The organism is Stenotrophomonas sp. Steno-Z10-BAI (assembly GCF_056393115.1).
The window spans coordinates 716,788-742,812 of sequence record NZ_JBWJOZ010000002.1 but is presented as its reverse complement, the minus strand read 5'-3'; the positions used below and the strand labels follow the sequence as shown (position 1 = coordinate 742,812).

Here is a 26,025-nt window from a genome sequence, read left to right as displayed (position 1 = left end):
CGATTTCAATGGTTCTCGAGGCCGGCGTCTGCCGCCTCGAAGATCTTCAGCCGGCCCCGCAGGCGCAGCACGGCCTGGCCATGGATCTGGCACACGCGCGATTCGCTGACACCCAACACGGCGCCGATCTCTTTCAGGTTCAGTTCCTGCTCGTAGTACAGCGACAGCACCAGCTGTTCGCGCTCGGGCAGCAGGCCGATCGCGTTGCCCAGCTCACGCCCGAACTCGCCGCGCTCCAGCACCTGCTGCGGGGTCGGGCCGCCCTGGGCGACGGTGTCCAGTTCGCCCTGGTCCTCGATCCGCGATTCCAGGCTCAGCACCTGGCCCCGCGAGGCGTCTTCCATCAGGCGCAGGTAATCCGGCAGCGGCATGTCCATCGCGGCGGCCACTTCCGTGGCGCTGGCGGCACGGCCGGTGCTCTGCTCCAGGCGACGGATGGTCGCGGCGGCATCGCGGGCGCGGCGGTGCACCGAGCGCGGCACCCAGTCGCCACGGCGGATTTCATCGATCATCGAACCGCGGATGCGGATCGAGGCGTAGGTTTCGAACGAGGCGCCCTGGTCGGCGTCGTAGCTGCGCGAGGCCTCGATCAGGCCCATCATGCCGGCCTGGATCAGGTCGTCGACCTCCACGCTGGCTGGCAAACGTGCCGCCAGATGGTGGGCGATGCGGCGGACAAGATCCGAGTGCTGGGCAATGCACTCGTTGGCCGCGGTCCGCTGGACCTCTTTGTATTGTGCTGCGCCCTTCATACCGTCACCCCGCGTTGCTTGAGGATGCGTTCCAGGAAGAATTCGACCCCGCCACGCGGCTCGGTCGGGGCCTGCCAGCGGGCGGTGCGGCGCGCGATCTCGGTCAGCGCCAGGGCGGCCGGGCTGGACGGGTAGGCCTTCACCACCGGCTGCTGGCGCTGCACCGACAGGCGCAGCCAGTCATCCTGCGGCACGCAGCCCAGGTAGTTCAGCGAGACATCGGCGAGGAACTTCTCGCAGACGCGGCTCAGCTTTTCGTACAGCACGCGGCCTTCGTTCGGGTCGCGCACCATGTTGGCCACCACCTGGATCCGGTCCACGCCGCGCTCGCGCGAGAGGACCTTGATCAGCGCGTAGGCGTCGGTGATCGAGGCCGGCTCATCGCAGACCACCACCACGGTGTCCTGTGCGGCCTGGCAGAAGGTCAGCACGCCATCGTTGATGCCGGCGGCGGTATCCACGATCATGATGTCCAGCTCGCGCTCGAGCTCGGAGAACACGTTGACCAGGCCGACGTGCTCGGCCGGCTGCAGCTCGGCCATGTGGCGGCGGCCGGAGGCGGCCGGGACCACCAGCACGCCGCCAGGGCCTTCCATGATCACTTCTTCCAGCGTGCAGCGCCCGGCGACGAGGTCGGCCAGGGTCACCTTCGGCTGCAGGCCGAGGATCACGTCGATGTTGGCCAGGCCGAGGTCGGCATCCAGCAGCAGCGTGCGCTTGCCCATGTCCGCCAGCGCCACGGCCAGATTGGCCGAAACGTTCGTTTTGCCCACGCCGCCCTTGCCGCCGGTGACGGCGATGGTGCGGACCGGGCCCAGCGGCTGGCTTCGGGTAGCCGACAACGGGAAGGTCTTGGTCAGCTTGGCGTACTCACGCGACGGCATGGTTCAACTCCGGGTTGCAGGGCATATCGGCCGCGCGGCGCAAATCTTCAAGGCGAAGTACAAGATTGGCCGCACTGGCACGGTGCAGGTCTTCAGGAACGTCCTGGCCATCGGTGACCCAGGTGATCGGCAGGCGGTGATCCACGGCCACCGACAGGGCGGTACCGAAGCGGCCGGTTTCGTCCAGCTTGCTCAGCACCACGCCCTGCGGGTTGGCGGCGCTGAAGCGGCGGACCACCTCGTCCATGTCGCCGAAGCTGGTGTTGGCCGGCAGCACCAGCAGGGTGCGGATCTGCTCGGCGGCACGCAGCCACTGCAGCTGGGCCGCCAGGGCGCGGTCGCGCGGGCCCAGGCCGGCGGTGTCGATCAGGACCAGCTTGTAGTCCTTCAGGCGTTCCAGCAGCTGGTTCAGATCGCTGCCGCTGCTGGCCTCGTGGACGGCGATGCCGAGCTGGCGGCCGAAGCCGTACAGCTGCTCGCGGGCGCCGATGCGGCCGGTATCGGTGGTGACCAGGGCGACATCGCGGGCGGCATGCGCCTCGGCGAAACGCGAGGCCAGCTTGGCGATGGTGGTGGTCTTGCCGGCGCCGGTGGGGCCGACCAGGGCGATCACGCCGCCGGCTTCCAGCGGATCGACCGGGGCGATCGGCAGCTTCTTGGAGAGCAGGCCGAGCATCAGGCCGCGGCCACGGTGGGCCTCGGTATCCAGCGGAATCTGCATGGCCACGTCGCGGCTGATGCCGGCGTCGAAGCCGTATTCGTCCATCAGGTCCAGTGCGGCGGCGCGCACCGGCGAGCCGCGCAGGCGCTCATCGGTGAAGCGGTGCATCTCGCGCTCGATGACATGGCGCATGCCGGCCACTTCATGGCGCAGCTGGCGGATTTCTTCGTCATCGCGCTGGATGACCGTCAGTTCCGGCACGCTGGCCACGACCGGTGCCGGTTCATTGGCGGCGGCGATGATGGTCTCGGCGATCGGCAGCGGGAGGGCCGGCGGCAGGGCAGCAGCGACGATCGGCAAGGGCGCGAGCGCAGCGGCGACCGGCAGCAAGGTCTCGTCCGACTCCTCCAGCGGCGGATCGATCACGAAGCGGGCGCGGTTGATCGGGGCGGGTGCGGCGACGGCGTCTACCGGTGCGGCAGGCGAGGCGGCCGCGGCCTGCTCGACGTTGAACGGCGCGAAGATCTGCTCCGGCAGCGACGGTTCATTGACGGCAGGGCTGACGCTGGCGCGGGCCAGGGTGGCAGCGAAACCGTCGCTGCCCGGCGGCGGCACGATTTCGTTGGCGGTATCCAGGGTGCGACCGGTCGCGCCGACGGCGGCGCGGGCCAGTGCGGCCACGGCCGAGGTGGTTGCGGCCACCGGCTCGGGCGTGGCGACCGGGGCCTTGCGGCGGGTCACCGCGGCAATCACGGCATCGGCGGCGCTGCGCGGGCGCGGTGCCGGCGGCGCGACGTCCTTGCGGGCCGCTTCCAGCGCACGCTGCACGGCGCTTTCGTCGTAGTTGGCCGCCGCCACGATTTCGACACCTTCGGCGATCCGGCGGTTGGACAGGATCACTGCGTCCGGCCCGTGTTCCTTGCGCACCAGGTTCATGGCCGAGCGCATATCGGAGGCGACGAAGCGTTTGATTTTCATGCTGTGGTACCGGGACTGGGGCGGCGGAGTGGTGGAAGGGAAACGCTGGTTGTCGGTGGTCTGCACGGTCAGGGAGTCCCTTTATTTCCTGCTGCGGTGAAATCGAATGAGGTGTCTGTTTTCTGTCGCGGTGCCGTCGGGTGTCCGGCTCAACTGATCGTGCCGACCAGCTTCAACCGTTTGTCCTCGGGCACCTCGCTGTATGCGAGTACGGACAGCGAGGGGACGCTGTGGCGTACCAGCCGTGCCAGCGCGGCACGTACCGGGCCGGGCACCAGCACGACCGCCGGCTCGTTCTTCGCTTCCTGCTTGCCGACACATTCGGCCAGGCTTTGATGCAGTCGCTCGGCGAGTCCGGGTTCCAGCGCGGCGCCGTTGCCCTGTGTGGACTCCTGCAAGACGCGTTCCAGTTGCGGGTTGAGGGTGAAGACCGGCAGCTCCGGCGACATCCCGGCGATCTCCTGCACGATGAAACGGCCCAGCGCATTGCGCACGGCAGCGGTGAGCACGGCCGGGTCCTGGCTGGTCGGCGCGCTTTCCACCAGCGATTCAACGATCTTGCGCAGCTGGCGGATCGGAATGCGTTCGATCAGCAGGTTCTGCAGCACGCGCACCACGGCCGACAGCGGCAGCGACTTGGGTGTCAGATCTTCGACCAGCTTCGGCGCGCTCTTGGCCAGGTTGGCCAGCAACTGCTGCACTTCTTCATGGCCAAGCAGCTCCGGGGCGTGCTCGCGGATCAGGTGCGACAGATGGGTGGCGACCACGGTGGCCGGGTCGACCACGGTGTAGCCCATCGATTCGGCATTGGCACGCTGGTGTGGCTGGATCCAGGTCGCATCCAGCCCGAAGGCAGGATCCTTGCCGGCGATGCCCTCCAGCGTGCCCAGGGCGCTGCCCGGGTCCAACGCGAGTTCGCGGTCGGGGTGGATCTCGGCGGTGGCCACCGGCACGCCGTGGATCAGCAGGCGATACGCGGTGGCCGGCAGTTCCAGGTTGTCGCGGATATGCACGGAGGGAATCAGGAAGCCGATGTCGTGGGTGAGCTTGCGGCGCACGCCCTTGATCCGCGCCATCAGCTCGCCGCCCTGGTTCTTGTCCACCAGCGGAATCAAACGGTAGCCGACTTCCAGGCCGAGCGGATCGACCGGGCGCAGCTCATCCCAGGTCAGCTCGGCGGTGGGCGAGGGCGCCGCGCCGGGCAGGCCGAGGGTATCGGAACGGTTGGCGGCGGGAGATTCGGCGGCGCGGGCTTCGGCCGTGCTCTTCTTCCAGGCCTTCCAGGCGATGAAGAAGAGGATCGCGGCCAGCGTCAAGAAGGCGACGTTGGGCATGCCCGGCACCAGGCCGACCACCGCCAGAATCGCGGCGGCGATGGTCAGCGCGCGGTACTGGCCGAACACCTGGCCCATCATGGCCTGGGCCATGTCCTGCGAGCGCGAGGCGCGGGTGACCAGCATGGCGACCGCCGAGGACACCAGCAGCGCCGGGAGCTGGGCGACCAGGCCGTCACCGATGGAGAGCAGGGTGTAGGTCGCGGCGGCATCACCAAACGGCATGCCGTGCTGGAGCACGCCGACCGCCAGGCCACCGACCAGGTTGATGAACAGGATCAGGATGCCGGCGATCGCATCGCCGCGGATGAACTTGCTGGCACCGTCCATCGCACCGTAGAAGTCGGCTTCCTCGCGGACCTCCTCACGACGGGCCTTGGCCTCTTCACGCGTCAGCAAACCGGCGTTGAGATCGGCGTCGATCGCCATCTGCTTGCCGGGCATGGCATCGAGGATGAAGCGTGCGGTCACTTCGGAGACGCGCCCGGCACCCTTGGTGATCACCACGAAATTGATGATGGTCAGGATCGCGAACACCACGATGCCGACCGCGTAGTTGCCGCCGATCACGAACTCACCGAACGAGGCGATCACCTTGCCGGCTGCTTCGTGGCCGTTCTGGCCGTTGAGCAGGATCACGCGGGTGGAGGCCACGTTCAAGGCCAGCCGCAGCATCGTGGTGACCAGCAGCACGATCGGGAAGATGGTGAAGTCCAGCGGGCGCTTCACGTAGACCACCGCCAGCAGCACCATCAGCGAGATGGCGATGTTGAAGGTGAACAGTGCATCGAGCACCGGCGGTGCCAGCGGCACCACCACCATGGCCAGCAGGGCCAGCACGATCAGCGGGGCACCCAGCCCGTGGCGGATCATGTCCAGCGCGCGGCGCACGTTCATCCCGGCAGGTTGCGCGCTCATGGGCGGCCTCCCTTGCCGAATTCATCGATATCGATGCTCGGTGCCGCCGGCATCGGGCCGGTCCCCCAGCTGCGCAGCTGGTAGACGTAGGAGAGCACCTGGGCCACGGCCGAATACAGTCTCACGGGAATTTCCTTTCCAAGTTGACCTTCCCGATACAAGGCGCGTGCCAAAGGCGGGGCGGAGACGATGGCGACCTTGTTGCCGTCGGCCACTTCACGGATGCGCAGGGCGGTTTCATCCACGCCCAGGGCGACCACGGTAGGCGCGCCCATCTTTCCGCCTTCGTACTTCAGGGCGACCGCGTAGTGGGTGGGGTTGACCACCACGACATCGGCCGTGGGCACCGCTTCCATCATCCGGCGGTTGGACATCTGCTGCTGCAGCTGGCGGATACGGCCCTTGACCTCGGGGCTGCCCTCGCTTTCCTTCATTTCCCGGCGCAGCTCTTCACGGGTCATCTTCAGCTTGCGCATCCAGTTCCAGCGCTGGTACGGCGCATCGATGGCGGCCAGCAGCATCATCGCGCCGCCGGTGGCCAGCATCAGCTTCAGGGTGAAGCCCAGGCCCTGCACCATCGCCGCTTCCAGGGGCTGGTTGAGCAGGTCGCGCAGCGGCCGCACGCCGTGCCACACCACCAGCCCCGCCGCGGTGCCGACGAAGGCGATGCGCAGCAGCGACTTGGTGAACTCGGCGATCGCCTCAGGCCCGTAGAGGCGCTTCATGCCGGCCATCGGGCTGAGCCGCTTGAAATCGGGCATCAGCGACTTGTTCGACCAGCGCAGCCCGCCCATCACCACCGGCGACAGGAAACTGGCCAACAGGCAGATCACCACGAGCGGCCACATGCCCAGCAGCAGGCGCAGCAGCAGCTCGCCGAAGTGGCCGAACAGCGCCTGGGGATGCAGGCGCAGGCCCGGCTCGGGGCTGAGCGCGAACTGCATCCAGGTCTTGGCGTTGCGGGCGATGGTGCCGGAGAACGCCATCAGCGCCAGCACGCCGGCACCGAACACGGCCGCCGTCGCCAGCTCCCGCGAGCGCGGGATGTTGCCCTGTTCCCGGGCATCGCGCAGGCGTTTTTCGGTGGGTAATTCGGTCTTTTCGCCGGCTTGTTCGTTCTCGGACATCAGGGCACGACACGGGAGGAGATACCCGGGTCCGTGCAAGAACCGTTCCGTGAGCCGCGAGCCAAGGTAGTGCCGGTCGCTGGCCGGCTCAAGGCGACGCCCGCTGGTCTTCGAGGAGCCGGCCAGCGGCCGGCACTCCCTCACTGACCCTGCATCACCCGGCCGAGGCCCCTGGCCGCGCCTGCGCCTTCCAGCCCGCCGCCACTTCCACCCGTGGGCGGGGCAGATCATGCAGCTGCATGAAGCGCTGGGCGTCTACCGGTCTGCCCAGCAGATAGCCCTGCAGGTAATCGCAGCCCAACCGTTCCAGGTAGGCGCGCTGACCGACGGTCTCGACCCCCTCGGCGACGATATCCATGTCCAGCGCATGCCCCAGGGCCACGATCGCCGAAACGATCACCACATCCTCGGAGCTGTTTTCCAGGTCGCGCACGAACGCATGGTCGATCTTGATCTCGGTGGCGGGCAGGCGCTTGAGATACAACAGGCTGGAGTAGCCGGTACCGAAGTCATCGATGGAGATGCCCACCCCCAACGCCGCCATGGCCTGCAACAGGGTCAGGCTGGCCTCGGTATCGCGCATCACCGTGTTTTCGGTGATCTCCAGGATCAGCCGGCGCGGCTCGATACGATGGGTCTGCAGCGCCTCGCGCACTTCCTTCAGCAGGTTGGGCGAGGCGAACTGGACCGGCGAGAGATTCACCGACACCGTCCAGCCGTCATGCCCGGCGTCGTGCCACACGCGCAGCTGGCGGCAGGCTTCATCCAGTGCCCAGCGCCCGATCTCGTTGATCACGCCACTGCGCTCGGCCAGCCGGATGAAACGGTCCGGCGGAATCAGGCCCTGTTGCGGATGCCGCCAGCGGATCAACGCTTCGGCGCCGCTGATGGATTGCCCGGCGACGCGGGTCTTGGGCTGGTAGTGCAGGAACAGCTGCTCGCTGCCGATGGCGCGGCGCAGGTCGGCCAGCAGCTGGAACTGCTGCTCGGCGCTGTCATTCATCCAGTCCGCAAACAGCACGTAGGCGTTGCGACCGGCTTCCTTGGCCTGGTACATCGCCGCATCGGCGAAGGCCATCAGCTGGCGCTCGCTGGCGGCGTGGTCCGGGCAGATCGCGATGCCGATGCTGGCGGTCACCTGCAGGTCGTGGCGCGGCAGCAGTGGCTCGTTGCCGACGGTCTGGATGAGCCGACTGGCCAGTGTCGCCACGTCCTCGTCGTTCTCGATCGGCACCACCAGCACGAACTCATCGCCGCCCAGCCGCGCCAGCATGTCCGCCGGCCGCAGCAGCTTGCGGGTGCGGTCGGCGACGGCCACCAGCAGCGCATCGCCGGTCTGGTGGCCGTAGGCATCGTTGACCTGCTTGAAGCCGTCCAGATCCATGAACATGACCGCGAAGCGGCTGCCGCGCTGTTCGGCCTCGGCCAGGGCCTGCTCGATGCGCTGCTGCAGCAGCCGGCGGTTCGGCAGGCGGGTCAGGGGGTCGTGCAAGGCGGCCTGGGTCAACTCCGCCTGCGCATCATCCAGCGAGCTGCTCAGGTCGGTATTGCGCAGCCGCAGCAGCTGCGCCTCCATGCGCTGGTCCAGCCAGGACACGATCAAGACCACCGCCAGGATCGCGATGGTCAGGGCCAGCACCACCAGTGCCAGCCATTGCGCCTGCAGGCCATCACCGGCCGCAGCACCGCAGATGCTGCCCGCCGGAAAGCGGGCGGCGGCCATGCCGGTGTAATGCATGCCCACGATCGCGGTGCCCAGCACCAGTGCAGGTGCGGCGCGGTCGCGCAGGCGCCGGTGGGTGCTGCGCAGGCGGAAGGCAATGAACAGGGCCGTCCACGAGGCCGCCACTGCGATCAGCAGCGACAGCGCCACCCAGCCGGCGTGGTAGTCGATCCCGGGCTGCATGTGCAGCGCGGCCATGCCCAGGTAATGCATCGAGGCGATGCCACTGCCCATCAGCACGGCGCCAAGTGCCAGCCGCCCGTGCGGCAGGGTCGGCTGCGAGACCAGCCACAGCGCGAAGATGGAGGAGGCCATGGCGGCCAGCAGCGAGACGGTGGTCAGGCCAAGCGCATAGCCGAGCGGGATCGGCAACTGGAAGGCGAGCATGCCGATGAAGTGCATCGACCAGATGCCCAGCCCCATCGCGCAGCCGCCGCCGACCAACCACAACCAGGTGGTGCGGCGCGTGGTGGCGGTCGTCACCCGGCTGGACATATCCAGTGCGGTGAAGGAGGCCAGTACTGCGACGAGAAACGAAATCACCACCAACCACGGGGTATAGCTGCCGATCAGCATGGAAGACACTCTCCCTGGTCAACATCTGAGCGATACGACAGGACACCCGGCCATCACCGCAAAGACACGGTGAAGATTTTGTCATTGCGTTGCAAAGGCAGGTGCGGCCGAGCGGTCAAGACTACCGTCAGGCCCCCGGTGCCCCGCAAGTGGCGTTGGTGCCCCCAACCCATGGCGGCACGCGGTGTCCCGCCGCGTGTCCCGGGTCAGCGACTGACGCTGTCGGCGGCATCGAACGCCGCATCGAACAGGCGTTGCACGGGCGGGCCCATCTCACCGGCCAGCACGGTCAGCAGGAACAGCCCCAGCAACAGCGCGACCGGCAGGCCGAGCTGGATAGGGTTCAACGCAGGCGCTGCACGGGCCAGCACGCCGAAGGCCAGGTTGATCGCGAGCATCGCCACGGTCAGCGGCAGTGCCAGCGTGAGCGCGCCACGGAACACCTGCAGCAGGAAGGTCGGGGCGATGCTCAGGAACGCCTGCGGATCGGGCAGCGAGGTGCCGATCGGCAAGGCCTTGTAGCTGTCCATCAACAGCGAGATCAGCGCCAGGTGGCCGTTGACGGTGAAGAACAGCAGGCCGAACAGCAGATAGAACCACTGCCCGATCACGCCGGAACTGCCGCCGCGCAGCGGATCGCTCATCTGTGCAAAGGCCAGGCCGGTGCCCTGGGCGACCAGCTCGCCAGCCATGGCACCGGCCTCGAAGACCAGGCGCAGCACGAAGCCGATCGAGACACCGATCGCCAGTTCGCGGGCAATGGTCAGCACCGTAGCCGCATCGAAGCCGGTCCATTCGGGCACCGGCGGCAGCATCGGCGACAGCGCGATCGCCAATGCGCCGGCAAGCAGCACGCGGATCCGTGACGGCACCGCGCGCGTACCGATCAGCGGCATGGCCATCAGCATCGCGCCGATCCGCAGCATGGTCCACAGGATCGTGCCGATCATGCCGAAGGCCTGCAGGCCATCGGCGGCCATCTGGGTCGCGGAATCCACGGCGGCTGCCTCAGCCGATCAGATGTGGAATGCGCTGGAACAGCAGCGTGGTGTATTCGACCAGGTGGCCGATCAGCAGGCTGCCGAGCGCGAACAGCACCACGGTCAATGCCGCGGCCTTGGCGACGAAGGCGATGGTGGGCTCATTGAGCTGGGTCGCGGCCTGGACCACGCCGACCACCACGCCGACGATCAGCACGGTGAGCAGCAGCGGGCCGGCAACCCACAGCACGGTGATCAGGCCACCACGCAGTTCGGTCAGGGCAAGTTCGGGCGTCATGTCAGTCTCGGGTCCGTATCGATCAACAGGGCGGGGCGGTCAGACCGCATTGAAGCTGGCGGCCAACGTGCCCACCACCAGAACCCAGCCATCCACCAGCACGAACAACAGGATCTTGAACGGGGCGGAGACCAGCATCGGCGAGAGCATCATCATGCCCATCGACATCAGTACGCTGGCCACGACCAGATCGATGATCACGAACGGAATGAAGATCAGGAAGCCGATTTCGAAGGCGGTCTTGAGCTCGCTGGTGACGAACGAGGCGACCAGGATCGGGAACGGGATGGCATCCGGGCTGTCGTAGGTGCCGTGGCCGGCCATACCGGCAAAGGTCATCAGATCGGTCTCGCGGATCTGCGCCAGCATGAAGGCGCGCAGCGGCTGGGTAGTCAGGGTCCAGGCGGTCTGGAAATCGATCTCGCCATTGAGGTACGGCGCCATGCCGCTGCCCCACGCCTTCTGCCACACCGGCAGCATCACCATCGCGGTGAGGAACAGCGCCAGGCCGAGCAGCACCTGGTTGGACGGGGTCTGGCCGGTGCCCAGCGCCTGGCGCAGCAGGCCCAGCACGATGATGATGCGGGTGAACGCGGTCAGCACCAGCAGCATCGACGGAATCAGGGTGATCGCCGTCATCAGCAGCAACGTCTGCAGCGGCAGGCTGACCGGCTGCCCGCCGATCTTGCCGACATTCACATCCGGCAGCGCCGGCACACCAGGTACGCCGGGTGCGGCCCAGGCCAGGGCCGGCAGCGCGCACAGCAGGGCAGTGAGCAACAGCGGCAGGTATCGGGTCCAGGAAGTACGGGGGCCACGCATGGTCAGGGTTCCTTGCGCAGCCGCTGTTGCAGCAGCTGGGCGAAATTCGGGAGGTGTTTGAAATCGGGAAGGCGCGCCGGCGTCGGGGCCGGCAGGGGTTCGGGCAGCTGATGCAACGTGTTGATGCCGCCGGCAGTGACACCCAGCAGCAGCTGGGTGCCATTGACCTCGACCACCACCACGCGCTCTTTCGCGCCGACGGTCAGGCTGGCGACCACGCGCAGCCCTTCGGCCGGGCGGAAGCCGCTGCCGGGCATGCGCTTGAGCAGCCAGCCCAGCCCGATGATCAACGCCAGCACGCCGAGCAGTGCCAGCACCGCACCGAACATGCCCGGTGCAGCGGCGGCATGCTGGCCGACCTTGACGGTCGAGGCGCCGGCCGCGATCAGCAGCCCGGCACTCAACGCAGTCTCCGGATCCGTTCGCTCGGGCTGACCACGTCGGTCAGGCGCACGCCGAAGCGGTCGTTGATCACCACCACCTCGCCATGGGCGATCAGGGTGCCGTTGACGAACACGTCAAGCGATTCGCCGGCACCGCGCTCCAGTTCCACCACCGAGCCCTGGTTGAGCTGCAGCAGGTTGCGGATCGGCAGGCGGGCGCGGCCCACTTCCAGCGACAGCGTCACTGGCACATCCAGGATCACATCCAGGTTGAGCTCGTCGCCGACCGTGGTGTCATCGGACTGCAGCTGGGTGAACTGCGCCGGTGCCGGCGCGTTGGATTCGATATCGTTCATTGCGGGTCTTCCTGCAGTACGGGAACGCGTGGGCGGGTGCCCGGGGGATGGGTGGCGGTGATCTTCACCGCGTTGAAGCCGTTGGCGACGCCGAACTCGCCGGTGAACACCGGCACGTTTTCCACGCACACCGGCACCTGCTTGGGCAGCTCGATGGGCAGCACGTCGCCGATCTTCAGCTTGGTCAGGTCGCGCAGGCTCATGCGTTTGGTGGCCAGGACGGTGGAGAGCGTGACCTCGGCGATGTTGAGTTGCTCGCGCAGCATCACGCCCCAGCTGGCGTCGCGGTCGTTGCGGTCGCTCTGGATGCCCGCGTCAAGCAGCTCGCGGATCGGCTCGAGCATCGAGTAGGGCAGGGTGACGTGGATGTCGCCGCCACCCCCGTCAAGCTCGACATGCAGGCGGCACACCACCACGTACTCGCGCGGCGTCACGATGTTGGCGAAGTGCGGATTGATCTCGGAGTTGATGTACTCCAGCTCCACATCCATCACCGGCGCCCAGGCTTCCTGCAGATCGGCGAAGGTCTGCTTGAGCAGCAGGTGAATCACGCGCATCTCGGTGGCGGTGAACTCGCGGCCTTCGATGCGGGTCGGGTAGCGCCCATCACCGCCGAAGAAGTTGTCCACGATCGCGAACACCAGCGTCGGCTCGAACACGATCAGCCCGGTCCCGCGCAGCGGCTTGAAGCGGATCAGGTTGAGGTTGGTCGGCACGTACAGCGAGTGCATGTAGTCGTTGAACTTGATCAGCTCGATGCCCCGCACGGAGAGCTCGGCCGAGCGGCGGATCAGGTTGAACAGGCCGATGCGCCACAGGCGCGCGAAGCGCTCATTGACCATTTCCAGGGTCGGCATGCGGCCGCGGATGATGCGGTCCTGACTGGCGAAATCGTACGAGCGCGCCTCGCCGGGCGTGGGCGCATCGATGTCGGTCTCGACCGCACCGGAGTCCACGCCATGCAGCAGGGCATCGATCTCGTCCTGGGAAAGCAGGTCATTCATGGTCGCCCTTACTGGGTCACGAAACTGGTGAACAGCAATTCGTCGGCACCGGGCTTGCCGGTCTCGGCCTTGAGCAGCTTCTGCACTTCAGCCAGCGAACTGGCCTGCAGGCGCTCTTTGCCGGCGCGGTCGGCGATGTCGCTCGGCTCGACCTGGGAGAACAGCATCAGCAGCTTGGCGCGGATGGCCGGCGCATGCAGCTTGATCGCCTCCATCGCGGCCGGGTCGCGGCTCATCAGCTGCACTTCGACCTGCAGGTAGCGCGGGCCGTCGAAGCTGCTGTTGAGGTTGACCACGAACGGTGGCTCAAGGCCGAAGTACTGGGCCGGGGCAGGCACCGCGGATTTGCTGGCGGCCGGCTTGGCGGCCTTGTCATCGTGCTTGGACTGGGTGAAGTACCAGACCCCGCCGCCGGCGGCGCCAGCGGCGAGCACCGCGACCAGGGCGGTGACCAGGAGCGGACTGCGCGGCTTGGCGGTCTTGTCCTTGTCGGCGGATTTTTTGGTTTTATCGGCGGCTGCGGCCACGAGGGGAAGCTCCAGAGGATTGCTTCCTGCCTACATGCAAAGGTCGTGCCTGAATGCTGAAGATGACGCGTGTCGGGTTTCTGGCGGCGCGGTTGGGCCCGCGCCGCCGCGTGCGATCACGCGTAGGCGTCGACCAGGCCGCGCTGGCGGATCAACTGCGAAGGCGACAGCGTGGTGTCGGCCAGCGCCGGTTCTCCGTCGTCGCCGTTCATTCCTCCGCGGCCATCGCCACGTCCGCCATCGGGCGCGTTCTGCTCGTGGCCTACATCGGCATTGCCAAGCTGGAAGCCCTGCTCGCCAAGCAGGTCGCGCAGGCGCGGCAGGCTGCTTTCCAGTGCGTGGCGCACGTCGGCGTGGGCGCTGGTGAAGGTCGCATGGACCTTGTCGCCGTCCAGCTGCAGGCGCACCTCGATCGGACCGAGGTCGTTCGGGGTGATCTTGATGTGGGCGTGGCCGATCTTCTGGTCCGCCAGCCAACCGACGCGCGCGCCGACGGCATCGTCGAAATCCTCACCCCCCAGGTGCGGGGTGGCGGTAGGCGAGCCGGTGAACAGGCTGGCCACCGTGGGCTTGGCCTCGGTCATGCCCTGCAGCGCATGCAGCAGCGGGCTGGCAGGGGCATCGGGGCCGTCGTTGGTGGCCGCGTTCAAGGCGTCCGAGAAGGTCTTGAGCAGCGGGGCATCGTCGGCCGGCGCGGCGTCGGTGGCCAAGGCGGGCAGGGCGATGCTGCCGTCGGTGGATGGCGCGGCGGCCAGCGCCGGGGTGGTGGTGTTGGCGTCCGGGGCTGCGGTGGCCAAGGCCGGCAGGGCCGCATTGGCGCCCGCGGCGGCACCGGTCGCCACGGGTGTGACGGGCGTGACCGGCGGGGGCGCCGGTACCGGCAGACCGTTCAATGCCAGCCCGGCCAGCCCCAGCGGTGGCCATGCGGCTTCGGTGTCGTCGGCCGGTTCGGCGGCCGGCTTCTCCGCCGTGGCCGGTGCTGTGGCAGTGGCATCGGTGGTGGCGACCTTGTCGTCGGCCTTCTTGGCGCCGGGCGTGGAGGGGCGCGTCGCTGCGTCCTTGTCCTGGCCGGGCGGAGTGGTGGTAGTGGTGGTGCTCTTGGCCGCATCGCGGCTGCTGCCCGACCTGCGCGGCGTGTCGTTGCGCGGTGCCTCATTGCCCGGCTTGAGCAGCGCGTCAAAGTCCCGACGGTCGGTGCCGCTGGCGCTGTCCGCGCGGGGGCTGGCCGAGGTGCCGCCCGCATTCTGTGCGGATGCGGCGCCGCCGAGCAGGGCGGGGGGCATCACGGGGTGCCTCCGGTCTCGCTGTCTTCGCGCTGCGCCTGGCGCGAGCGGCGGGCGCCGAGGTCGTCCATCTCGCGCTGGTCGCGGCGGTCGGTGACCACCTTCTCCTGCGCGCGGTAGCTGGCGGCGAGTTGTTCCAGCACCTGCTTGTCACGGCTGGCCAGCAACAGGCGGGCGCGCTCGGCGTCCACCTTCTCGCGGTTGTTGTCCACGGTCTGGCGCTGCTGGGCGACCGCACTGTCCAGGCGATCCAGGAAGGCGCGGCGGTTCATCAGCTGGGCCGGGCTGGTGGCCGACATCTGGGCACCGGCGTACTCCTCGGCATAACGGCGCAGCTCATCCAGGCGCGACACATGCGTGTCGAGCGCACGCTGGCGCTCGGCCAGGTCGCGGGCGACCTCGTCTTCGTGGTCCTGGGCTCGTTTCAGCAAGGGGTCGAAGCGCTTGGATTGGATCATGGCTTAACTCTCTGGTTCCACCAGCCGCTTGAGGGCGGCCTGACTGTGCGGCAGGTCGGCGGCTTTGCCGACGTCCTGGCCGAGGAATTCAACAATGTCCGACCAGCGCTCGAGCGCCTCGTCGGTCGCCGGGTCGTTGCCGCGCTGATACGCACCGATCGCGATCAGGTCGCGGTTGGACGAATACGCCGAGACCAGCCGCTTGAGCTTGCGGATGCGCAGCCGCCAGGGCTCGTCGGCGATTTCCGTGACCACGCGGCTGACCGAGGATTCCACGTCGATGGCCGGGTACAGACCGCTGTCGGCGACGCGGCGCGAGAGCAGGATGTGGCCGTCAAGAATCGCGCGTGCGGCATCGGCGATCGGATCCTGCGGATCATCGCCTTCGGTCAGCACGGTGTAGAACGCGGTGATCGAGCCGCGGCCCTTGGCGCCGTTGCCGGCGCGCTCGACCAGGGCCGGCAGCTTGGCGAACACGGACGGCGGATAGCCGCGCGTGGTCGGCGGCTCACCGACCGACAGGCCGATTTCGCGCTGGGCCTGCGCGAAGCGGGTCAGCGAATCCATCAGCAGCAGGACGTTCAAGCCCTGGTCGCGGAACCACTCGGCGATCGCGGTCGCGCGGTAGGCACCGTGCAGGCGGGCCAAGGGCGGGCGGTCGGCCGGGCTGGCCACCACCACGGCGCGGCGCAGGCCTTCTTCGCCCAGCGTGCTTTCCACGAAATCGCGGACTTCGCGGCCACGCTCGCCGATCAGGCCGACCACGATGACATCGGCGGCGGTGTAGCGGGTCATCATGCCCAGCAGGGTCGATTTACCGACACCGGAGCCTGCGAACAGGCCGACACGTTGGCCACGGCCGATCGGCAGCAGGGCGTTGATCGCGCGCACGCCCACGTCCAGCGGCTGGGTGATCGGCTCGCGTGCGAGCGGGTTGATCGAGACGCCGGCCATGCCGACGGTACCTTCGGCGCGGATCGGGCCCTTGCCATCCAGCGGCACGCCGTCGCTGTCGATCACGCGCCCGAGCAGGCCTTCGCCCACTTCCACACCGCCCCGGCCGAGCGAGGGCACCACCCGCGCATTGGGCAGCAGGCCGTGCAGTTCGGCGCTGGGCATCAGGTAGGTGCGTTCGCCGGCGAAGCCGACCACTTCGGCATCGACCCAGCCACCGTCGGCCACTTCGACCTTGCAGCTGGCGCCCATCGGCGCTTCACAGCCGACTGCTTCCAGCGTCAGGCCGACCGCACGGCGCAGCACGCCTTCGCGGATCAGGCCGCGGCCATGGGCGGTATCGGGGCGGATGTTGTCCAGCCGCGAAGCCAGCCGCAGGTTGCGTGCGGCAGTCCAATCGGCGGGCGGGGGCAGGGTCTCGGTGTTCATGGGGTGGTTCCGGCTTTGCGGATGACCGCATCCAGGGCGCCGCGCAGGCGAGCGTCGAGCGTGCCGTCGATGCGCACGGCCTCGGCATGCACGCGCAGGTCGCCGCGGCTCAGGCTCAGATCCGGCGTCAGGCGCTGGTTCGGGGCCAGGTTGAGCACCGGCGCCAGCGCAGCGATGTCGTCCGGATGCAGGCGGACTTCCACGTCGCGGCTCGCGCCACCGACGGCATCCAGGGCCTCGTTGACCAGCTGCGCCAGCAGTTCCGGTTCGGCCTCGTAGGCACGCCCGACCAGGTTGCCGGCCACCCGCACCGCCAGCTCGCCCAGTGCGGCGACCACCTCGTTCTCCAGCCGCACCAGTGGCCGGCTGAAGTTGTCCAGGATGCCTTCGATCTGGGCGATCAGCCGGCGCACTTCCGCTTGGCCCTGGGCCAGGCCTTCGGCGTGACCGTGATCAAAGCCGTCTTTCTCGGCGTTGTCCTGGATCGCCTGGATTTCTTCCAGGGTCGGCAGCTGCAGCAGCGGTTCCGGCTCGTGGTCCGGATCCGGTTCGGTGAGTTCGAACTGCTGTTCCGGCGGCGGCTCGGGCACCGCCAGCAGGTCCGGGGCAAGCCAGCGCACGGCGTTGTTCACAGCATGGCCTCCGCGTTGCCGCCAATGGTGACGGTGCCTTCATCGGCCATCCGCTTGACGATCGCCAGGATCTCGCGCTGCGCCACTTCCACATCGGACAGGCGCACCGGGCCGCGGGCCTCCATGTCTTCGAGCAGGATTTCAGCGGCACGCTGGGACATGTTGCGGGTGATCTTGTCGCGCACCTTGATGTCGGCGCCGCGCAGGGCCAGGCCGAGGCGCTCGCCGCTGACTTCGCGCAGCACCAGCTGCAGTTCGCGGTCGTCCAGGTCCACCAGATCGTCGAACACGAACATCAGGTCCTGGATGCGGCCGCTCAGCGGGGCATCGATGCGGGCGATCTCACCGAGGATCGCCTGATCCTGGCCGCTGTCCATGAAGTTCAGGATGTTGGCCGCACACTGCACGCCGCCCACGTTGGATGACTTCAGGTTCTGGTTGCCGGCGAACTGGCGCTCCATGATCTCGTTGAGCTCATTGAGCGCGTTCGGCGGAATGCCATCCAGCGTGGCGATACGCAGCAGCACGTCCACGCGGGTGCGTTCGGGCAGCAGCTTGAGCGCGTCGGCGGCCTGGTCGGTTTCCAGGTGCGCCATCACGATGGCGATGATCTGCGGGTGCTCGTTGCGCACCAGGTCGGCCACGGCACGCGGATCCATCCACTTCAGCGCGTCCAGGCCGGTGGTGTTGCGCCCCAGCAGGATGCGGTCGATCAGGCTGCCGGCTTTTTCGGTGCCCAGCGCCTGCACCAGCATGTTGCGGATGTAGTCGTCCGAGCCCACGCCCAGCGAGGTCTTGGAGCCCAGCTCGCTGCCGAACTGGTCCATGACCCGCTCGACCTGCTCGCGGGTGATGTCGGTCATGGTCGCCATGGCGATGCCGATCTTCTGGACTTCCTTGGGCTCCATGTGGCGCAGCACTTCGGCCGCATCCAGTTCACCCAGCGAAAGCAGCAGGACGGCGGCGCGCTGAACGCCGGTCAGCGGGGGAGGTGCATCAATCATTGGCCACCCAGCCCTTGACCACCTGGGCCACGCGCTTGGAATCGGTCTTTACAGCTTCACGCGCCATGCGCAGTCGTTCCTCGTAAGAGTCCACCGGCAGCGCCAGCGGTTCATGTCCGGCCGCGTGCAGGCGCTCGCTGCCGATCGCCGGCAGCCCTTCGCCATCGTCGACCAGCTGCACATCGGCACTATGGGGTTCCAGCTCGTCATCGTTGGACTTGGACTGGCCGGTGATCGAGCGCAGCGCCGGGCGCAGCACACCGAACACCAGGGCCAGCACCACGATCGCGCCGAGCAGCAGACGCAATGCGTCCTGCACCTGCGGCAACTCCCACCACTTCGGCCCTTCGACCGGGGTGACTTCGCGCACGAACGGGGCATTCATGACTGAGACCGTGTCGCCACGCTCGGCATCGAAGCCGACCGCCTGCTTGACCAGCGCTTCGATGCGGGTCAGCTCGGCCGCCGAGAGGGCCTGGTCGGCCATCTTGCCGTTGGCACCGGCGCGCGGCACGTTGTCCACCAGTACCGCCACCGAGACGCGCTTGATGCGGCCGGCCGGCTGGCGGGTGTGCTGCAGGGTGCGGTCCAGCTCGTAGTTGCGGGTCGCGTTCTTGGAGGATTCCGTCGGCGCCTGCGCCGTGGCCGGCGCGGCCGCCGGGCCGGGCGGGGTATTGCTGGCCGCGCCGGGCACGCCCTGCGGGCCGGGCACGTTGCTGCTGTTTTCGCTCATCTGCTCGCTGCGCAGCTTCTGCGGCTCGCCGTTGTAGAGCTCACGGGCTTCTTCCATCACCGAGAAGTCCATGTCCACGCTGACTTCCGGGTTGACGCGGCCGGGACCGGTCATCGGCTCGAGCAGCTCGCGGATGCGCTGGTTGAACGAGGTTTCCTGGCGGCGCACCTGCTCGAACTGCGCGGCGTTCATGGCCGCTTCGCTGTTCGGGTCGGAGACGCTGAGCATGCGCCCGCTCTGGTCGACCACGGTGACGCGCTCGGGCGCCAGGTCCGGAATGCTGGCCGCGACCATGTGCACGATCGCATCGATCTGGCCGCGTTCAAGCTGCTGGCCACCGCGCAGCTCCAGCACCACCGAGGCGCTGGCCACGTCACGCTGGCGGGTGAAGGCGCTGGGCTTGGGAATGGCCAGATGCACGCGCGAATCGCGGACCGGGCGCAGCGTGTTGATGGTGCGGGAAAGCTCGGTTTCCAGCGAGTGCTGGTAGCGGGCGTTTTCCATGAACTGGCTGACGCCGAAGCCGGGGTCACGCTCCATCAGTTCAAAGCCCAGGCGGCCGCTGTCGGTCAGGCCGGAGCCGGCCAGCTTCAGGCGGGCATCGTGCAGGTTTTTTTCCGGCACGGTGATGCCGCCGGTGGCGGGATCCAGCTGGAAGGGAATCTGTGCCGCGCGCAGCAGGTCGGTGGCCTCGGCCGTGGCCTTCTGGTCCAGACCGGTGTACAGGGGCACCATGCCCGGCTTCTGCGACCAGAAGAACACGAACAGCCCTGCCGCCACGGCCACGGCGATCATCGCCATCAGGCCGAGCCGACGGGTGATCTGCAGGCTTTGCAGCCGGTCGAACCACTGCCCAGCCTTTTCGGTGTTCAGCGATTCTTTGGAGAGCGACAGGGCCATGCGTTTCTATCCTTACAGCGGCATGTTCATCACGTCCTGATAAGCCTGGACGAGACGGTTACGGACTTCCACGGTGGCGCGGAAGGCGATCTGGGACTGCTGCGAGGCGACCATGACCTTGGCCAGGTCCGCACCGGGTTCACCCAGTTCGAAGGACTTGGCCAGGGCGCCGGATTTCTGTTGCGCATCGTTGACGCCGGCGATGGCGCCCCGCAGGGTTTCGGTGAAGCTGGGGCCCTGGATCTCCTGGGGGGATACCAGGCCCTGGATGGCATTGCTGCGCGGCACCTCCGTCAGCGGGCTGACGGTGGGCTGGCCCATCTGGGTCTGGAAGGTGCGGATCTGAGAAAGGATCGAGGTGACGGAGTGCGACATCTGGAACGTTCCGAAGCAGGGGTGGGTTACACGGGAATACGTTGCAAGTGCTGTGCCGAAACGGATGAGTGGTTCAGTTTTGTAGGGGTGGCGCGGGTTTGCGTATTCAGCGGCGCCTGCAGGCGCGGCCGTGATGTTCGTGAGGCGCCGGGGAGCGGCCGAGCGGCGGTGTGACGCGCTGGCGTGCCGGAGAGTCGACGCCGGAAAACCGGCGGAGGTTGCGCGATACGTGCGAGCAGAACCACAAAAAAGCCCGGGACATGCCCGGGCGTCTGGTTTCCATGTGTTGATCGGCTCAGCCAGCCAGTTCGGTCTGGTCGCGTTCGATGCCGTACTTGCGCAGCTTTTCCACCAGGGTGGTGCGGCGCAGGCCGAGCAGCTGGGCGGCGTGGGCGACGACGCCCTGGGTGCGTTCCAGCGCTTCGTTGATCAGGTTCAACTCGATGTTGGCCATGTGGTTGCGCAGGTCCAGGCCATCGTCGGGCAGGGCCGGCGCGCGGCTGACGGGACCGATGCCGTTGTCCAGGGCCGGGGTGCTCTGGGCGCCCGGGGTGTGGAAGGAGAAGCTGCGCAGGTCCAGGCGTTCGTCGGCCACGGCGGCTGGCGCAGCGACGGTCACCGGCGCGGCGGCAGCGAAGTCACCGCGGTAGCGGGCCGGCAGGTCCTGCACGCGCACGTTGCCACTGGGGTGCAGCACGGCGAGGCGCTCGACCAGGTTGGTCAGCTCGCGCACGTTGCCGGGCCACTCGTAGGCGGCCAAGGCCTGCAGCGCTTCGCCGGTGAAGCGCACTTCGCCACGCCCGGTACGGGCCAGCTGGCCGGCGATGGTGGTGACCAGTGCAGGCAGGTCTTCGCTGCGCTCGCGCAGGGCCGGCACATCGATCGGGAACACGTTGAGGCGATAGAACAGATCCTCGCGGAACTTGCCGTCGGCGATGCGCGATTCGAGATCGCGATGGGTGGCGGCGATCACGCGCACGTTGCAGCGGATGGTCTGGTTGCCACCGACACGCTCGAAGCTGCGCTCCTGCAGCACGCGCAGCAGCTTGACCTGCATCGGCAGGCTCATGTCGCCGATTTCATCCAGCAGCAGGGTGCCGCCCTCGGCCATTTCGAAACGACCCTTGCGGGCGCTCAGTGCGCCGGTGAAGGCGCCCTTTTCGTGACCGAACAATTCGCTTTCCAGCAGGTCGGCCGGAATGGCGCCGCAGTTGATCGCCACGAACGGGCCATCGCGGCGCGGCGAGCGCTGGTGGATCGAGCGCGAGACCACTTCCTTGCCGGTGCCCGATTCGCCCAGCACCAGCACGGTAGTGTCGAACGCGGCGACCTGCTCGATCATCCGGCGCAGCTGGGTGACGGCCGCGCCATCGCCGGTTGGCCCCTGGTCCTGCACGGCGCCGGCCTGGTGCTCGGCATCCAGGCGCTTGAGGCTGGCACGGCGCAGCAGGCCTTCCATCTGCGCGTGGCGCAGCGGCGCTTCCAATGGCCACACATTGGCCTCGTGCAGGCCGAACTGCTGGGCGAAGGCAGTGGTGTCGCCGTCGATCAGCATCACCGGCGGGGGCAGGGCACCCTTGCCCAGCCAGGCAAACAGCGCGTCGCTGCGCTCGGAAGTGTCCAGCCCACCGATGATCGCGGCCATCCAGTCGTTCGGGCGGTGGCGGGTGATTTCGAAATCGTTGGCATCGGCCACCCAGCGCGGGTTGAAATCCATGAACTCCAGCAGGGCGACGGTGCGCTCGGCGCGGACGGCGTCGTTGTCCAGTACCAGGATGCGTGATTCGCTCATGATCCGTTCCCCTTCAGGCCTTCCAGGATCGGCATCACTTCCTGGATGTAGGACAGCTTGCTGACGAAGTTGTCGGCCCCGGCGCGCAGGGCATGCTCGCGGTGTTCGGCGTCATCGAAGTGGCTGGCGATGACGATGTACGGCGCGTCATCCTGGGATTTGATCAGGCGGGTCGCCTGCAGGCCGCCCATCTCCGGCATGGCCAGATCCATCAGCACCACCTTCGGGCGCAGCGACTCGGAGCGTTCGATCGCTTCCAGGCCATTGGCGGCGCTGCCGATCACATCGAGCCAATCGACCTTGCGGAAGTGGCGCATGGCGGCGTTGATGAAACCCTCGTGGTCGTCGACCAGCAGGACGGTGAGCTTGTTCATGTCTTCCATTTCCTTCAGCCCACCCGGGCCAGGAGGTGCGGGGTGCTGGCATGGCTGCGGCGGCGTTCGCGCGCCGGGGCGATGTCCAGTTGTTCGCGGTATTTTGCAACGGTACGGCGGGCGATGTTCACCCCTTGGCGCGAAAGCAGGCCGGCGATGGCTTCATCGGCGAGCGGGCGCGCCGCCGGTTCGGATTCGATGAGACGGCGCACCATGGCCTTGACGGCCTGGCCGGAGACGCTGGCACCTTCCAGGCGCACCGCGAAGAAGTGCTTCAGCTCCAGCGTGCCGCGCGGGGTCTGCAGGTACTTGCCGGTGGTGATGCGCGAAACGGTGGACTCGTGCATGCCGATCTCGTCGGCCACTTCCTTCAGGGTGAGCGGCGCCATGGCTTCTTCGCCACGGGTCAGGAAGCCGGCCTGGCGTTCGATGATCACGCGCGCCGTGCGCAGCAGGGTGTCGTAACGCATCGACAGGCCGCGGGTCAGCCAGCGCGCTTCCTGCAGCATGTCGCGCAGTGGCTGTGCAGCTTCGCTGGTCTCGGCCAGAGCCTGTTCGTACTGCGGGTTGATGCTGAGGCGGCGGCTGGTGGCTGGATTCAGCGCGACGCGCCACTGGCCATCGGCATGCCAGGCGACCACGTCCGGAATCACCACGCCATTGCTGTCCGGCAACAGGCTCTCGCCCGGGCGCGGCTGCAGCGACAGGATCAGCCGGACGGCCTCATGGATGTCGGCGACCTCGGCGTCCAGCTGCTGGGCCAGGGCCGGGTAATCGTGTGCGGCCAGCGCGGTCAGGCCGTCGTCGAGCACACGCTGGGCGAGGTGGCGGGCCGGCACGCGGCCGGGCAGGGCGCGCAGCTGCACGCTCAGGCATTCGTACAGGTCCTGCGCGGCGAGGCCGATTGGATCGCCGTGCAGGATCTGCTGGCGGACCGCTTCGACACCGGCAGCGTCCACATCGCAGCGCGCACTGGCGAGCAGGGTCAGCTGGGCAAGCGGGGCATCCAGATAGCCGGCGTCGTCGCAGTGCTCCAGCCAGAAACCGGCCACGGCCAGTTCGCGGTCATCCAGCTCCATCGCCAGGCGCTGCAGGGCACGCAGCTGCGGATCGGAGGATTCCCCGGCCGCCACGCGCTGCATGCGGTCATCGTCACCGTCCTGCCAACCGGCACCGGCCACATCCCACATAGTGCTTTCGGGCAGTTCGTCGAAGGCGGCCACGTCCTGGGTGGTGGTGGCTTCGGCAGTCTCGGCGGCCGCCGGCTCCGGGGCTTCTTCAATCTCGAGCAGCGGGTTGGTCTCAAGCGCGCGGCGGATTTCCAGCTCCAGCTGCATGCCGTCGAGCTGGAGCAGCCGGATCGACTGCAGCAGTTGCGGGGTGAGGTGAAGCTGCTGACCCATCTGGGTCGACATGGAGGCTTTCAAAGTGATGTCCCGTTCGCACCGACTCCCCGGTGCGTTATGGAACACATCTTGCTTCTCTTCCCGTACGCCGGGAATCAGGGGGTTCCTGAGTCGGGTCGTCAAATCCCTGACAGCGTGTAGGGGGAACCCCTACATCGGCGCGGTATTTTGACGGGTGTCCGGGGGCGAGACCTTGTCCTTCCGTGCCCACCCGTCGGGTCGGGCTTCAAAAATCCGTCGCCATGCGCGGCGGGCAAGGCCTGTGTGCCGGAGAACCGGCGCAGATCACTCCAGCTCGTGCTGGTGACGGGCGGCGAGCAGCACCAGATCATTGGCACGGCGGCAGCCCAGCGACTCCATCATGCGGGCGCGATGGGTCTCCACCGTCTTGACGCTGATGCCCAGGTCCGCGGCGATTTCCTTGTTGCTCTCGCCCTTGCCGATCTGGCGCAGGATCTCGCGCTGCCGCGGCGAGAGGGCTGCCACGCCCACCGGCTTTTCCCTGCCCAGCATCGGGGCAAGCATCTTGGCCGAGATCTGCGGGCTCAGGAACACCTGGCCGGCATGCGCGGCGCGCAGCGCCAGTTCGAGCTCCTGCGGGGCGGCATCCTTGACCACGAAACCGACCGCGCCCCGGTCCAGCGCATCACGCACGTGCACCGCGTCGTCGTGCATGGTCATCATCACCACGCGCGAGCCGGGCGTACGCAGCAGGATGTCGCTCAGGGCTTCCAGGCCGGTGCGGCCCGGCAGGGACAGGTCCATCAGGACGACGTCCGGGGAATGCTGCACGCTCAGTTGCAGCGCCTGTTCGGCGTTGCTGGCCTCGGCGATGACCTCGACGTCGGCAAAGCCCTGCAGCAGGCGGCTGAGGCCGGCACGGACCAGGGTGTGATCATCGACGATGAGAACGCGCACAGGCTGCTAGGGGAGCGGGGAGGCCGTCACCTTAACGGAGTGAAGGCCCACCGCCAAGCCGAATGCGTCACAGTCGCGAGCGTACGGTCAGCGCAATCGTCGTGCTTCGGCGATCTGGCGGCGGTGCAGGCGGAACAGATGCCGCTCCAGGGCCATCTCCAGCGCATCGCTGAGCCCTTCAAAACGCAGCCACAGGTAATGCGCGCCGGCGCCATTGGCGGCCTCGGCCACGATCACCACGGGCAGGTCGATGTGGTCGGGCAGCCAGTCGCAGGGCTGCAGGCGGATCACGCCCATGCTGCCCGGTGCGGCGCCACTGCGCGCGCCCTGTTCCAGGCGGATGCCACGGCGCGACCAGCGCAGGGGGCGCAGCGGCAGGTCCTGGCTGCTTTGCCGCACCAGCCGGCCCAGCAGCACCATGACCAGATCCAGCTTGGCCTCCAGCCGCTGCACCTGCAGGGTGGCATCGCTGCGGTCGTCATGGCCGTCGTCGCCGCGGGCGTCTTCAACCAGCGCCACACTGCGCAGCAGGGTTTCGGCGGTGCCGGGGCGGATCACCGCGCTGCCGATGCGGTATTCGGCCGGCAGCGCCAGTTCGCAGCTCAGCGTCTCATCGAACAGCTCGCTTTCGGCCGGGTGATGGATGGCGCTGGTGCGAAGCTCGGTCATGACAGGGATTCTGCGGTCAGGTACGCCTGCGCGGCGCGAAGGGACTGGTGGCCGTTGTGGATGTGCCGGCTGGCATCTTCGCGCTGCCGCATCATGAACAGCATGATGCGCTGCTGGCGTGCCTGCAGCGAGGACAGGCCAGGAACATCGAAGCCGGCAGAGGGTCCCGCCAGGTAGTCACGCTGGGCCGCGTCGAGCGCATCCAGCTGCAGGCCCGCTTCGTCGAAGTTCTCGGCGTGCAGCGCGGTTTCCAGCGCATCCAGACGGGCGTTCAGCGCGCCAAGCGAGGTCACGGGGCGACCTGCGCGGTCTGGCGCTGCTGCTGCGGGATGGCATTCCAGGCCGCATCGATCTCGCCCAGCAGTTCAAGGGCTTCGGACAATGCGGCCGGATCGTTGTGCAGATTGGCTTCGGTCAACCGTTGCATCACGTAGTCATACAGCGAGGACAGGTTGCCGGCGATCTCGCCGCCGGCCTCATGGTCCAGCGAGCCATTGAGGTGGCCGACGATCGCGCAGACCTCGCCGATCGCCTTGCCTTTGCGTGCCTGGTCGCCGCGTTCCATGCAGGCCAGGGCAAGCCGAAGGCGTTCGCAGGCACCGGCCAGCAGCAACGCGACCAGCTTGTGCGGGTCGGCATCGGTAACCGAACTCTGCACGCCGACCTTGCGGTACTGCTCGGTGAATTGACGGTTGGAACCGTACATCAATCATGTCTCCTTCATGCGGGGCCGCGAGGTTCGCGACATCGTCGGCACCGGGTGGAGCCTGCGGGG

Annotated in this window: 27 protein-coding genes; all 27 read right to left on the bottom strand. The window is 67.8% G+C overall.

Translation table 11 applies throughout. The features are described 5' to 3' along the window. Positions 1-5 precede the first annotated feature (5 nt). Positions 6-752: an RNA polymerase sigma factor FliA gene (locus AC06E9_RS08140; RefSeq protein ID WP_019182907.1), complete on the bottom strand. Its 747-nt coding sequence runs from the start codon at positions 750-752 to the stop codon at positions 6-8. Continuing rightward, on the bottom strand, positions 749-1,636 hold the full coding sequence (locus AC06E9_RS08135; protein WP_478055864.1) for a MinD/ParA family ATP-binding protein: 888 nt from the start codon (positions 1,634-1,636) through the stop codon (positions 749-751). Before AC06E9_RS08135 ends, AC06E9_RS08140 begins: the two co-directional genes overlap by 4 nt. Then, positions 1,623-3,275, bottom strand: a complete 1,653-nt coding sequence (flhF, locus tag AC06E9_RS08130; RefSeq protein WP_478055863.1) for a flagellar biosynthesis protein FlhF — start codon at positions 3,273-3,275, stop codon at positions 1,623-1,625. The genes AC06E9_RS08135 and flhF overlap by 14 nt, the downstream gene beginning before the upstream one ends. 149 nt (positions 3,276-3,424) lie before the next feature. Then, positions 3,425-5,527: a flagellar biosynthesis protein FlhA gene (gene flhA / locus AC06E9_RS08125; RefSeq protein WP_478050569.1), complete on the bottom strand. Its 2,103-nt coding sequence runs from the start codon at positions 5,525-5,527 to the stop codon at positions 3,425-3,427. Next, positions 5,524-6,654 carry a flagellar biosynthesis protein FlhB gene (gene flhB / locus AC06E9_RS08120; protein ID WP_121036729.1) on the bottom strand — a complete coding sequence of 377 codons (1,131 nt, stop codon included), beginning with the start codon at positions 6,652-6,654 and terminating at the stop codon, positions 5,524-5,526. The genes flhA and flhB overlap by 4 nt, the downstream gene beginning before the upstream one ends. 154 nt (positions 6,655-6,808) lie before the next feature. Then, complete coding sequence (locus AC06E9_RS08115; protein WP_461770316.1) at positions 6,809-8,953, bottom strand: putative bifunctional diguanylate cyclase/phosphodiesterase; 2,145 nt, start codon at positions 8,951-8,953, stop codon at positions 6,809-6,811. Positions 8,954-9,159: 206 nt separating this feature from the next. Then, entirely contained in the window at positions 9,160-9,951 is a 792-nt protein-coding gene (gene fliR, locus AC06E9_RS08110; RefSeq protein WP_121036735.1) for a flagellar biosynthetic protein FliR, read from the bottom strand. 10 nt (positions 9,952-9,961) lie between these two features. Next, positions 9,962-10,231 carry a flagellar biosynthetic protein FliQ gene (locus AC06E9_RS08105; RefSeq protein ID WP_019184809.1) on the bottom strand — a complete coding sequence of 90 codons (270 nt, stop codon included), beginning with the start codon at positions 10,229-10,231 and terminating at the stop codon, positions 9,962-9,964. Between the two features lie 39 nt (positions 10,232-10,270). Next, positions 10,271-11,053: a flagellar type III secretion system pore protein FliP gene (fliP, locus tag AC06E9_RS08100; RefSeq protein ID WP_121036736.1), complete on the bottom strand. Its 783-nt coding sequence runs from the start codon at positions 11,051-11,053 to the stop codon at positions 10,271-10,273. A gap of 2 nt (positions 11,054-11,055) precedes the next feature. Next, the gene (fliO, locus tag AC06E9_RS08095; protein WP_121036737.1) at positions 11,056-11,457 is read right to left on the bottom strand and encodes a flagellar biosynthetic protein FliO; all 402 of its coding nucleotides are present in this window, start codon (positions 11,455-11,457) and stop codon (positions 11,056-11,058) included. After that, entirely contained in the window at positions 11,454-11,792 is a 339-nt protein-coding gene (gene fliN / locus AC06E9_RS08090; RefSeq protein WP_121036738.1) for a flagellar motor switch protein FliN, read from the bottom strand. The genes fliO and fliN overlap by 4 nt, the downstream gene beginning before the upstream one ends. Continuing rightward, entirely contained in the window at positions 11,789-12,796 is a 1,008-nt protein-coding gene (gene fliM, locus AC06E9_RS08085; RefSeq protein WP_121036739.1) for a flagellar motor switch protein FliM, read from the bottom strand. Before fliM ends, fliN begins: the two co-directional genes overlap by 4 nt. An 8-nt stretch (positions 12,797-12,804) precedes the next feature. Next, positions 12,805-13,323, bottom strand: coding sequence for a flagellar basal body-associated FliL family protein (locus AC06E9_RS08080; RefSeq protein ID WP_121036740.1), 519 nt, complete (start codon positions 13,321-13,323; stop codon positions 12,805-12,807). A 116-nt stretch (positions 13,324-13,439) separates the two neighbouring features. Next, the gene (locus AC06E9_RS08075; RefSeq protein WP_478055927.1) at positions 13,440-14,606 is read right to left on the bottom strand and encodes a flagellar hook-length control protein FliK; all 1,167 of its coding nucleotides are present in this window, start codon (positions 14,604-14,606) and stop codon (positions 13,440-13,442) included. Next, the gene (fliJ, locus tag AC06E9_RS08070) at positions 14,606-15,064 is read right to left on the bottom strand and encodes a flagellar export protein FliJ (RefSeq protein ID WP_478055862.1); all 459 of its coding nucleotides are present in this window, start codon (positions 15,062-15,064) and stop codon (positions 14,606-14,608) included. Before fliJ ends, AC06E9_RS08075 begins: the two co-directional genes overlap by 1 nt. Before the next feature lie 3 nt (positions 15,065-15,067). Beyond that, positions 15,068-16,447, bottom strand: a complete 1,380-nt coding sequence (locus tag AC06E9_RS08065; RefSeq protein ID WP_121036743.1) for a FliI/YscN family ATPase — start codon at positions 16,445-16,447, stop codon at positions 15,068-15,070. Then, positions 16,444-17,079, bottom strand: a complete 636-nt coding sequence (locus tag AC06E9_RS08060; RefSeq protein ID WP_282259446.1) for a FliH/SctL family protein — start codon at positions 17,077-17,079, stop codon at positions 16,444-16,446. Before AC06E9_RS08060 ends, AC06E9_RS08065 begins: the two co-directional genes overlap by 4 nt. After that, positions 17,076-18,062: a flagellar motor switch protein FliG gene (gene fliG / locus AC06E9_RS08055; protein ID WP_026070041.1), complete on the bottom strand. Its 987-nt coding sequence runs from the start codon at positions 18,060-18,062 to the stop codon at positions 17,076-17,078. Before fliG ends, AC06E9_RS08060 begins: the two co-directional genes overlap by 4 nt. 13 nt (positions 18,063-18,075) lie before the next feature. Beyond that, positions 18,076-19,716, bottom strand: a complete 1,641-nt coding sequence (gene fliF / locus AC06E9_RS08050; protein ID WP_478055861.1) for a flagellar basal-body MS-ring/collar protein FliF — start codon at positions 19,714-19,716, stop codon at positions 18,076-18,078. A 12-nt stretch (positions 19,717-19,728) separates the two neighbouring features. Continuing rightward, positions 19,729-20,091: a flagellar hook-basal body complex protein FliE gene (fliE, locus tag AC06E9_RS08045; RefSeq protein ID WP_121036746.1), complete on the bottom strand. Its 363-nt coding sequence runs from the start codon at positions 20,089-20,091 to the stop codon at positions 19,729-19,731. Between the two features lie 295 nt (positions 20,092-20,386). Further along, complete coding sequence (locus AC06E9_RS08040; RefSeq protein ID WP_478055860.1) at positions 20,387-21,883, bottom strand: sigma-54 dependent transcriptional regulator; 1,497 nt, start codon at positions 21,881-21,883, stop codon at positions 20,387-20,389. Further along, the gene (locus AC06E9_RS08035; RefSeq protein WP_026070040.1) at positions 21,880-22,257 is read right to left on the bottom strand and encodes a response regulator; all 378 of its coding nucleotides are present in this window, start codon (positions 22,255-22,257) and stop codon (positions 21,880-21,882) included. Before AC06E9_RS08035 ends, AC06E9_RS08040 begins: the two co-directional genes overlap by 4 nt. A 14-nt stretch (positions 22,258-22,271) precedes the next feature. Next, positions 22,272-23,684, bottom strand: a complete 1,413-nt coding sequence (gene rpoN, locus AC06E9_RS08030; protein WP_461769787.1) for an RNA polymerase factor sigma-54 — start codon at positions 23,682-23,684, stop codon at positions 22,272-22,274. A 264-nt stretch (positions 23,685-23,948) separates the two neighbouring features. Beyond that, positions 23,949-24,581: a response regulator gene (locus tag AC06E9_RS08025; protein WP_121036749.1), complete on the bottom strand. Its 633-nt coding sequence runs from the start codon at positions 24,579-24,581 to the stop codon at positions 23,949-23,951. A gap of 87 nt (positions 24,582-24,668) precedes the next feature. Continuing rightward, complete coding sequence (locus AC06E9_RS08020) at positions 24,669-25,250, bottom strand: PilZ domain-containing protein (protein WP_121036750.1); 582 nt, start codon at positions 25,248-25,250, stop codon at positions 24,669-24,671. After that, complete coding sequence (locus AC06E9_RS08015) at positions 25,247-25,543, bottom strand: hypothetical protein (RefSeq protein ID WP_461769788.1); 297 nt, start codon at positions 25,541-25,543, stop codon at positions 25,247-25,249. Before AC06E9_RS08015 ends, AC06E9_RS08020 begins: the two co-directional genes overlap by 4 nt. After that, positions 25,540-25,956 carry a flagellar export chaperone FliS gene (gene fliS / locus AC06E9_RS08010; RefSeq protein WP_121036752.1) on the bottom strand — a complete coding sequence of 139 codons (417 nt, stop codon included), beginning with the start codon at positions 25,954-25,956 and terminating at the stop codon, positions 25,540-25,542. Before fliS ends, AC06E9_RS08015 begins: the two co-directional genes overlap by 4 nt. Between the last annotated feature and the right edge of the window lie 69 nt (positions 25,957-26,025).

What these genes read in the sequence shown, in the direction of transcription:
- fliN (WP_121036738.1), bottom strand. Translation starts at nt 11,792, where the DNA reads ATGAACGATATCGAATCCAACGCGCCGGCACCGGCGCAGTTCACCCAG.
- AC06E9_RS08105 (WP_019184809.1), bottom strand. Translation starts at nt 10,231, where the DNA reads ATGACGCCCGAACTTGCCCTGACCGAACTGCGTGGTGGCCTGATCACC.
- AC06E9_RS08035 (WP_026070040.1), bottom strand. Translation starts at nt 22,257, where the DNA reads ATGAACAAGCTCACCGTCCTGCTGGTCGACGACCACGAGGGTTTCATC.
- flhA (WP_478050569.1), bottom strand. Translation starts at nt 5,527, where the DNA reads ATGAGCGCGCAACCTGCCGGGATGAACGTGCGCCGCGCGCTGGACATG.
- fliS (WP_121036752.1), bottom strand. Translation starts at nt 25,956, where the DNA reads ATGTACGGTTCCAACCGTCAATTCACCGAGCAGTACCGCAAGGTCGGC.
- flhB (WP_121036729.1), bottom strand. Translation starts at nt 6,654, where the DNA reads ATGTCCGAGAACGAACAAGCCGGCGAAAAGACCGAATTACCCACCGAA.
- AC06E9_RS08075 (WP_478055927.1), bottom strand. Translation starts at nt 14,606, where the DNA reads ATGCCCCCCGCCCTGCTCGGCGGCGCCGCATCCGCACAGAATGCGGGC.
- fliM (WP_121036739.1), bottom strand. Translation starts at nt 12,796, where the DNA reads ATGAATGACCTGCTTTCCCAGGACGAGATCGATGCCCTGCTGCATGGC.
- AC06E9_RS08020 (WP_121036750.1), bottom strand. Translation starts at nt 25,250, where the DNA reads ATGACCGAGCTTCGCACCAGCGCCATCCATCACCCGGCCGAAAGCGAG.
- fliP (WP_121036736.1), bottom strand. Translation starts at nt 11,053, where the DNA reads ATGCGTGGCCCCCGTACTTCCTGGACCCGATACCTGCCGCTGTTGCTC.
- fliJ (WP_478055862.1), bottom strand. Translation starts at nt 15,064, where the DNA reads ATGATCCAATCCAAGCGCTTCGACCCCTTGCTGAAACGAGCCCAGGAC.
- AC06E9_RS08140 (WP_019182907.1), bottom strand. Translation starts at nt 752, where the DNA reads ATGAAGGGCGCAGCACAATACAAAGAGGTCCAGCGGACCGCGGCCAAC.
- AC06E9_RS08115 (WP_461770316.1), bottom strand. Translation starts at nt 8,953, where the DNA reads ATGCTGATCGGCAGCTATACCCCGTGGTTGGTGGTGATTTCGTTTCTC.
- AC06E9_RS08135 (WP_478055864.1), bottom strand. Translation starts at nt 1,636, where the DNA reads ATGCCGTCGCGTGAGTACGCCAAGCTGACCAAGACCTTCCCGTTGTCG.
- fliE (WP_121036746.1), bottom strand. Translation starts at nt 20,091, where the DNA reads ATGTCGCACTCCGTCACCTCGATCCTTTCTCAGATCCGCACCTTCCAG.
- AC06E9_RS08040 (WP_478055860.1), bottom strand. Translation starts at nt 21,883, where the DNA reads ATGAGCGAATCACGCATCCTGGTACTGGACAACGACGCCGTCCGCGCC.
- fliF (WP_478055861.1), bottom strand. Translation starts at nt 19,716, where the DNA reads ATGGCCCTGTCGCTCTCCAAAGAATCGCTGAACACCGAAAAGGCTGGG.
- AC06E9_RS08065 (WP_121036743.1), bottom strand. Translation starts at nt 16,447, where the DNA reads ATGAACACCGAGACCCTGCCCCCGCCCGCCGATTGGACTGCCGCACGC.
- flhF (WP_478055863.1), bottom strand. Translation starts at nt 3,275, where the DNA reads ATGAAAATCAAACGCTTCGTCGCCTCCGATATGCGCTCGGCCATGAAC.